Raw genomic sequence first — 6970 nt, forward strand, 5'->3', positions numbered from 1 at the left:
TTCAACTTAGGTTGATTTTCCATGAAATTTCCTGATTACAACGGGTTTGCCGACCAGAGCAGGCATGAACAGGCGACATTATAATGACAACATCGCCAAATGCTATGTGATCCAGTCGATTAGCTGCGCGTCAGCTGAAGAAATTTTTCAATGTCGCTGTTCGCCAGCACTGCACAAAGCCCGTCGGTAAGGGCTACCAGCCCCGCTTCATCCTCGCTATCGAAGCGAGAATAAACCGTACTGTCGATGTCGAGAACACCGACCATCGTGCCATTCACTTTCAGAGGAATCACGATTTCCGCATTACTGGCGGCGTCGCAGGCAATGTGCCCCGGGAAAGCGTGCACATCTTCAACCCGCTGCACACTATCCTCCGCAACCGCGGTGCCACATACGCCTTTACCCATCGGAATGCGGACGCAGGCGATTTTGCCCTGGAACGGACCCAGCACCAGCGTCTCCGGCTCGGTCAGCAGATAGAAGCCTGCCCAGTTAACTCCTTCCAGGCGTTCAAACAGCAGCGCACTGCAGTTGCCCAGCGCCGCCAGGAAAGAAGTTTCGCCCGCTAACAGTGCGCGGACATCGCGATTTAAATCCTCGTAAAAGGCTTTTTTGTTCATTGTTTAACCATAACTCATCACTGGCGTGACCTTGTTGTCACTCAGTTGTTAAAATAAGCACTAATAATCCAACCCCACAAGGTGAATCATTGTGTTAGTTACTATACCCTTAGCACGCTATGCTTGAGACTATTCTCGTACCATAGATTGATGCAGACAGACGTGCTCTGCTCCGCATGCCGGTAACTGTAACGAACAATGGGCCCCTTGCGTCATTTATGAAAATTCACGCCATCAGCCAGACGTTGCCCCACGCACGTTATCAGCGTTGCCCGCAATGCGATACCCTTTTTTCCTTACCGGATGTGAAATCGCATCAGTCGGCTTATTGCCCGCGCTGTCATGCCCGTATTCAGAACGGTCGCGACTGGTCAATGACGCGGCTTACCGCCATGGCCGTCACGATGGTCGTACTGATGCCGTTCGCCTTCAGCCTGCCGCTGGTGGATATCCGCCTGCTTGGCATGCGCATCAACGCCAGCCTGCTGGAGGGCGTGCTGCAGATGGCGCAACAGGGCAACGTATTGACGGCCGCCATGGTGGCGTTTTGCACGATTGGCGCGCCGGTGACGCTGGTGGCTGGCATTTGCTATTTGTGGATTGGCCACGCGCTCGGCATGAACCTGCGCCCGGTCCTGCTGATGCTGGAGAAGCTCAAAGAGTGGGTCATGCTGGATATCTATCTGGTCGGCGTGGCGGTGGCATCGATTAAGGTGCAGGATTATGCCGCGCTGGAAGTCGGCTACGGGCTGGTCGCCTATATCGCGCTGACCATCATGAGCCTGCTGACGCTGATTCATCTCAACGTGGAGGAGCTGTGGGAACATTATTACCCGCAGTCGGTGCCGCACGAACCGCCCGAGCGGTGGCAGGTTTGCCTGAACTGCCACCATACCGGTATGCCCGATGAACGCGGACGCTGCACGCGCTGCCATACGCCGCTCGATTTTCGCCGCCGCCACAGCCTGCAAAAATCCTGGGCGGCGCTGATCGCCTCGATTGTGCTGCTGATCCCGGCTAACCTGCTGCCGATTTCGGTGGTGTATGTCAACGGTGCGCGGCGCGAAGACACCATTTTCTCCGGGATTCTTGGCCTCGCCTCCGGTAACGTGCCGGTGGCGGCAGTGGTGTTTATCGCCAGTATTCTGGTGCCGTTTACCAAGGTGTTAGTGATGCTGACGCTGTTGCTTAGCATCCATTTTAAGTGTGAACAGGGTTTGAAAACCCGCATCCGTCTGCTGCGTGCCGTCACCTGGGTGGGCCGCTGGTCGATGCTGGATCTGTTCGTCATTGCTTTAACCATGTCGCTGGTCAATCGTGACCAGCTGCTGGCTTTTACCATGGGACCTGCCGCCTTCTACTTTGGCGCGGCAGTCATCCTGACCATTATGGCCGTTGAGTGGCTCGATAGCCGCCTGATCTGGGATGCACATGCAACAGGAAACGCCGACTACACCGACTAGCGCTAATCTGCGTAATAAACGCAAGATTTCGCCGTTCTGGCTTTTGCCCATTATCGCCCTGCTGATTGCCGGCTGGCTGTTATGGACCAATTATCAGGAGCGCGGCACCACCATCACCATCAACTTCCAGACCGCGGACGGCATCGTGCCGGGCCGCACGCCGATTCGCTATCAGGGCGTGGAAGTGGGCACCGTGCAGGGCATTGTGCTGAGCGATGACTACCGCAGCATTAAGATCAAAGCCAGCATCAAGAGCGACATGCGCGATGCGCTACGGGAGAACACCCAGTTCTGGCTGGTGACGCCAAAAGCCTCGCTGGCGGGCGTCTCCGGGCTGGATGCGCTGGTGGGCGGTAACTACATCGGCATGATGCCCGGCGACGGCAAAGAGCGCGATCACTTCACCGCGCTGGACACCCAGCCAAAATACCGGGTAAACACCGGCGAACTGCTGATTCACCTGCACGCGCCCGATCTCGGCTCGCTCAACACCGGTTCGCTGGTCTATTACCGTAAAATTCCGGTTGGCCGCGTCTATGACTACAGCATCAACGGTAATACTGATGGCGTGACCATCGATGTGCTGATTGAGCGGCGCTTTACCAACCTGGTAAAAAAACAGAGCCGCTTCTGGAATGTGTCGGGCGTTGACGCCGATGTCAGCCTGAGCGGCGCCAAAGTGAAGCTGGAGAGCCTGGCCGCGCTGGTGAATGGCGCGATTGCCTTTGACTCGCCGGACAGCGGCGAACAGGCCAACAGCGATCAAAACTATCAGCTCTATTCGGATCTGGCACACAGCCAGCGCGGCGTGCTGATTTCGCTCGATCTGCCCAACGGCGACAACCTGAAAGCCGACAGCACACCGCTGATGTATCAGGGGCTGGAAGTGGGCACTCTGACCAAACTGACGCTGCTGCCGGGCGGTAAAGTGTCCGGCGAGCTGACGATCGATCCCTCCGTTACCGGCCTGATGCGCAGCGGCACGCGGATTGAGATGCGCGCACCGAAACTCAGCCTGACCGACACCAGCCTGAGCAGCCTGCTGACCGGCAATACGCTGGAACTGGTCCCGGGCGAAGGTGAGCCGCAGGATCACTTCAGCGTGCTGCCGGCCAGCGAAACGCTGCTGCAGAAGCCGGATGTGCTCACCGTTCAGCTCAGCGCGCCGGAAACCTACGGTATCGACGCCGGACAGCCGGTAATGCTGTATGGCGTGAAGATCGGCCAGGTTATTTCGCGCCGGCTGGATGAAAACGGCATCAGCTTTGTGGCGGCCATCAATCCGGAGCACCGCCAGCTGGTACACGCCGACAGTAAGTTCATCGTTAACAGCCGTCTCGACGTTAAATTTGGCCTCGACGGCATGCAGGTGCTGGGCGCCAGCGCGCGCGAATGGGTCGACGGCGGTATCCGGCTGGTGCCGGGTGCGAAAGGTCAGCCGTCCAGCCGCTATCCGCTGTACGCCGACTCAGAGCGCGCGGCGGAAGGCATTACCGGCGATCAGCCGCCGACCACGCTCAAACTGACCGCCAACAGCCTGCCGGATGTACAGGCCGGCTCGGTGGTGCTGTACCGCAAGTTCCAGGTCGGTGAAGTGGTGGATGTGGTGCCGCGCGCCGATGCGTTTGAGATTTCGGTCCATATCCAGCCGCAGTATCGCAAGCTGCTCACCAGCGAAAGCGTGTTCTGGGCCGAAGGCGGTGCCAAAGTCCAGCTCAACGGCAGCGGTCTGACCGTGCAGGCTTCACCGCTGAACCGCGCGCTGAAAGGCGCAATCAGCTTTGATAACCTGACGGGCGCGCAGGCGGCGAAAGGCGTTAAGCGCGTACTCTATCCGTCAGAAACCGCCGCGCGTGCGGTCGGCAGCCAGATTACCCTGCACACCTTTGATGCCAGCAAACTGTCGGCCGGCATGCCAATCCGCTACCTCGGCATCAACGTCGGTCAGGTGGAGTCGCTGGCGCTGAGCCAGGATAACAACCAGGTGGTGGCGAAAGCGGTGCTCTATCCGGAGTATGTGCAGGACTTCGCGCGCATCGGCAGCCGCTTCTCTGTTGTCTCGCCGGAGATTTCGCCCGCCGGCGTCAATCACCTGGAAACGCTGCTGCAGCCGTATGTGAACGTGGACCCGGGCAAAGGCGCGCTGGCGCGCAGCTTTGAGCTGCAGGAGAGCACCATTACCGACTCGCGTTACCTCAACGGGCTGAACATCTATGTGGATACCACCGAAGCCGGATCGCTGTCGATTGGCACGCCGGTGCTGTTCCGCGGTGTAGAAGTCGGCACGGTAACCGGCACTTCGCTGGGTAACATGGCCGACCGCGTGCAAATCGCGCTGCGCATCAGCAAGAAGTATCAGCATCTGGTGCGTAACAACTCGGTGTTCTGGCTGGCCTCCGGTTATAACCTCGACTTTGGTCTGATTGGCGGCGTGGTGAAAACCGGCACCTTCCAGCAGTTCATTCGCGGCGGCATCCAGTTTGCCACACCACCAACGGTGCCGCTGGCGCCGCAGGCCGGTGCCGACAAGCACTTCCTGCTGCAGGATGAAGCGCCAAAAGAGTGGCGCAACTGGGGCACGGCGATTCCATCGCCAAACTGAGACAACGGGCAGCCTGCGGGCTGCCCGACTTATTTGCGTCAGGGATATTGCGCACGGCTGTACCTGAGCCGGGCTCAGCGTTACACTTCGCCCTCACTTTGTTAGTCCGGTAGATATCCGTGTCCGATCGTTTTCCTGAAGATTTTCTCGCGCTGATGCGCGCCAGCCTGGCCGACGAGGCCGAACTCGAACGCTTTCTCGCCATCAGTCAGCAGCCGCTGCGCCGCAGTCTGCGCGTCAATACGCTGAAAATCAGCGTGGAGGATTTTCTCACGCGCGTGGCGGGCTATGGATGGCAGCTGACGCCGATTCCGTGGTGTCGGGAAGGCTTCTGGATTGCGCGTGATGACGAATCGCTGCCGCTCGGCAGCGTCGCGGAACACCTCAGCGGTCTGTTCTATATTCAGGAAGCCAGCTCAATGCTGCCGGTCAGCGCGCTGTTTGACGCCGCGCCGGATGCCCGCCAGGTGATGGACGTGGCCGCTGCGCCGGGCTCTAAAACCACGCAGATGGCCGCGCTGATGCGCAATCAGGGCGCGATCCTCGCCAATGAATACTCCGCCAGCCGGGTGAAAGTGCTGCATGCCAATATCAGCCGCTGCGGCGTCAGCAATGTGGCGCTGACCCATTTTGACGGGCGCGTCTTTGGTGCCGCACTGCCGGAACAGTTCGATGCCATACTGCTGGATGCGCCCTGCTCCGGCGAGGGTGTGGTGCGCAAAGATGCTGACGCGCTGCGCAACTGGACGCTGGCCAGCACCGAGGCCATCGCCGCCACCCAGCGCGATTTAATTGACAGCGCTTTTCACGCGCTGCAACCGGGCGGCACGCTGATTTACTCGACCTGTACGCTTAATACTATCGAAAACCAGCAGGTGATTGCCTGGCTGCAGCAGCGCTATCCGCAGGCGCTGGAAATTGTGCCGCTCAACGATTTGTTCGCTGGCGCCGAACGCGCGCTGACGCCGGAAGGCTTCCTGCACGTGTTTCCGCATATCTTCGACAGCGAAGGCTTTTTCGTCGCGCGGCTGCGCAAAACTGCCAGCGTGCCGCCATTACCGGCGCCGACCTACAAACTCGGCAAGCTGCCCTTCTCGCCCGCCAGCCGCAAGCTGGTAGCGGAGGTGGCGCAGGCCGCGCACAAGGTGGGACTGCACTGGGATGAGAGCCTGACGCTGTGGCAGCGCGACAAAGAGCTGTGGCTGTTCCCGGCGGCGCTGGAGAGCTGGCTCAGCAAAGTGCGTTTCTCGCGTATCGGTCTCAAACTGGCGGAAACCTTCCCGAAAGGCTTTCGCTGGCAGCATGAAGCGGTGGTGGCGCTGGCGCAACCGGACAGCGCGCTGGCGTTCGAACTGGACGAAGCGCAGGCGGAAAGCTGGTATCGCGGTCAGGATATTCATCCCGACACGCCGCCCGCGCGTGATGAAGTGATTGTCACCTACCAGCAGCAGCCGCTGGGCCTGGCGAAACGCGTTGGAAGCCGCATCAAAAACAGCTATCCGCGTGAACTGGTGCGCGACGGGCGGCTGTTCCGCTAACACGCATTACTGCAACTGCACCAGCGTCAGGCGGTTGCCAAATACCGCGCCGGTATCAATGTAATGCTGATTCGCGGCGTTAAGCGGCTGCTCCAGCGGCGTATGGCCAAAGTAGAACGCACTGGCACCGGCGATCGGCTGCGAGCGGCCGCGCTGATGGCGAGCGAGCCGGTCGCGGCTCCAGACGACCTGATGCCAGTCGACATCCTGTCCCAGTGCGTAGGCACTGGCAGGATAGTCAGCATGAGCAATGACGATGACGCGCTCCTCGAATTGCAGATGTAATATCAGCGGCAGTTCGGCACAGCGCTTCAGCGCATGACGCGCGGCAATCAGCCGCGCACCGCTCAGCTGCCAGAACCAGTCCCCGCCGTTCATCATCCACAGCATCGGATCGTCGCCCTGCAGCGCATCGAGCGCCATCTGCTCGTGATTACCGCGCACGCAGCGGAACCACGGCTCTTCCAGCAGTTGCAGACAGCCAAGGCTGTCCGGCCCGCGGTCGATTAAATCCCCGACCGATAGCAGCAGATCCTGTTGCCGATCAAAGCCCTGCCGCAGCAGCTGCGCATCAAGCTTCGCGCGGCAGCCGTGCAAATCACCGACCACCCAAATATTGCGCCAGTTATTTGCACGCAGCGTCTGATAAAACATGTAATCTGCCCCGGTTGACTGGAAGTTTAGTAAACCCGGCATAAAGTATAGTCCGGTGAGGGGTAGCCGCGGAGGCATCAGCGTGAGCAGTCG

5 protein-coding genes are annotated in these 6970 nt (G+C 59.6%); 3 read left to right on the forward strand and 2 right to left on the reverse strand.

What is annotated here, in order from left to right:
- Window positions 1–119 precede the first annotated feature (119 nt).
- A complete protein-coding gene (locus FT726_RS25585) occupies window positions 120–620 on the reverse strand; it encodes a GAF domain-containing protein (RefSeq protein ID WP_021510016.1) in 501 nt (166 codons plus the stop codon).
- A 218-nt stretch (window positions 621–838) separates the two neighbouring features.
- On the opposite strand from FT726_RS25585, the gene yebS reads away from it, so the two are divergent.
- From yebS to rsmF, 3 genes are all read left to right on the forward strand, one after another.
- The gene (gene yebS, locus FT726_RS25590) at window positions 839–2083 is read left to right on the forward strand and encodes a membrane integrity lipid transport subunit YebS (protein ID WP_058757746.1); all 1245 of its coding nucleotides are present in this window, start codon (window positions 839–841) and stop codon (window positions 2081–2083) included.
- A complete protein-coding gene (locus tag FT726_RS25595; protein ID WP_334316591.1) occupies window positions 2052–4685 on the forward strand; it encodes an MlaD family protein in 2634 nt (877 codons plus the stop codon). Before yebS ends, FT726_RS25595 begins: the two co-directional genes overlap by 32 nt.
- 113 nt (window positions 4686–4798) lie before the next feature.
- Window positions 4799–6223 (forward strand): 16S rRNA (cytosine(1407)-C(5))-methyltransferase RsmF, encoded by a 1425-nt coding sequence (rsmF, locus tag FT726_RS25600; protein WP_407075094.1) that lies wholly within the window; start codon window positions 4799–4801, stop codon window positions 6221–6223.
- 6 nt (window positions 6224–6229) lie between these two features.
- Here the strand turns inward: rsmF and FT726_RS25605 are convergent, their stop codons facing one another.
- On the reverse strand, window positions 6230–6877 hold the full coding sequence (locus FT726_RS25605; protein ID WP_288423889.1) for a metallophosphoesterase: 648 nt from the start codon (window positions 6875–6877) through the stop codon (window positions 6230–6232).
- Window positions 6878–6970 lie beyond the last annotated feature (93 nt).

Source organism: Pantoea sp. Morm (assembly GCF_016643525.1).
GTDB lineage: Bacteria > Pseudomonadota > Gammaproteobacteria > Enterobacterales > Enterobacteriaceae > Pantoea > Pantoea dispersa.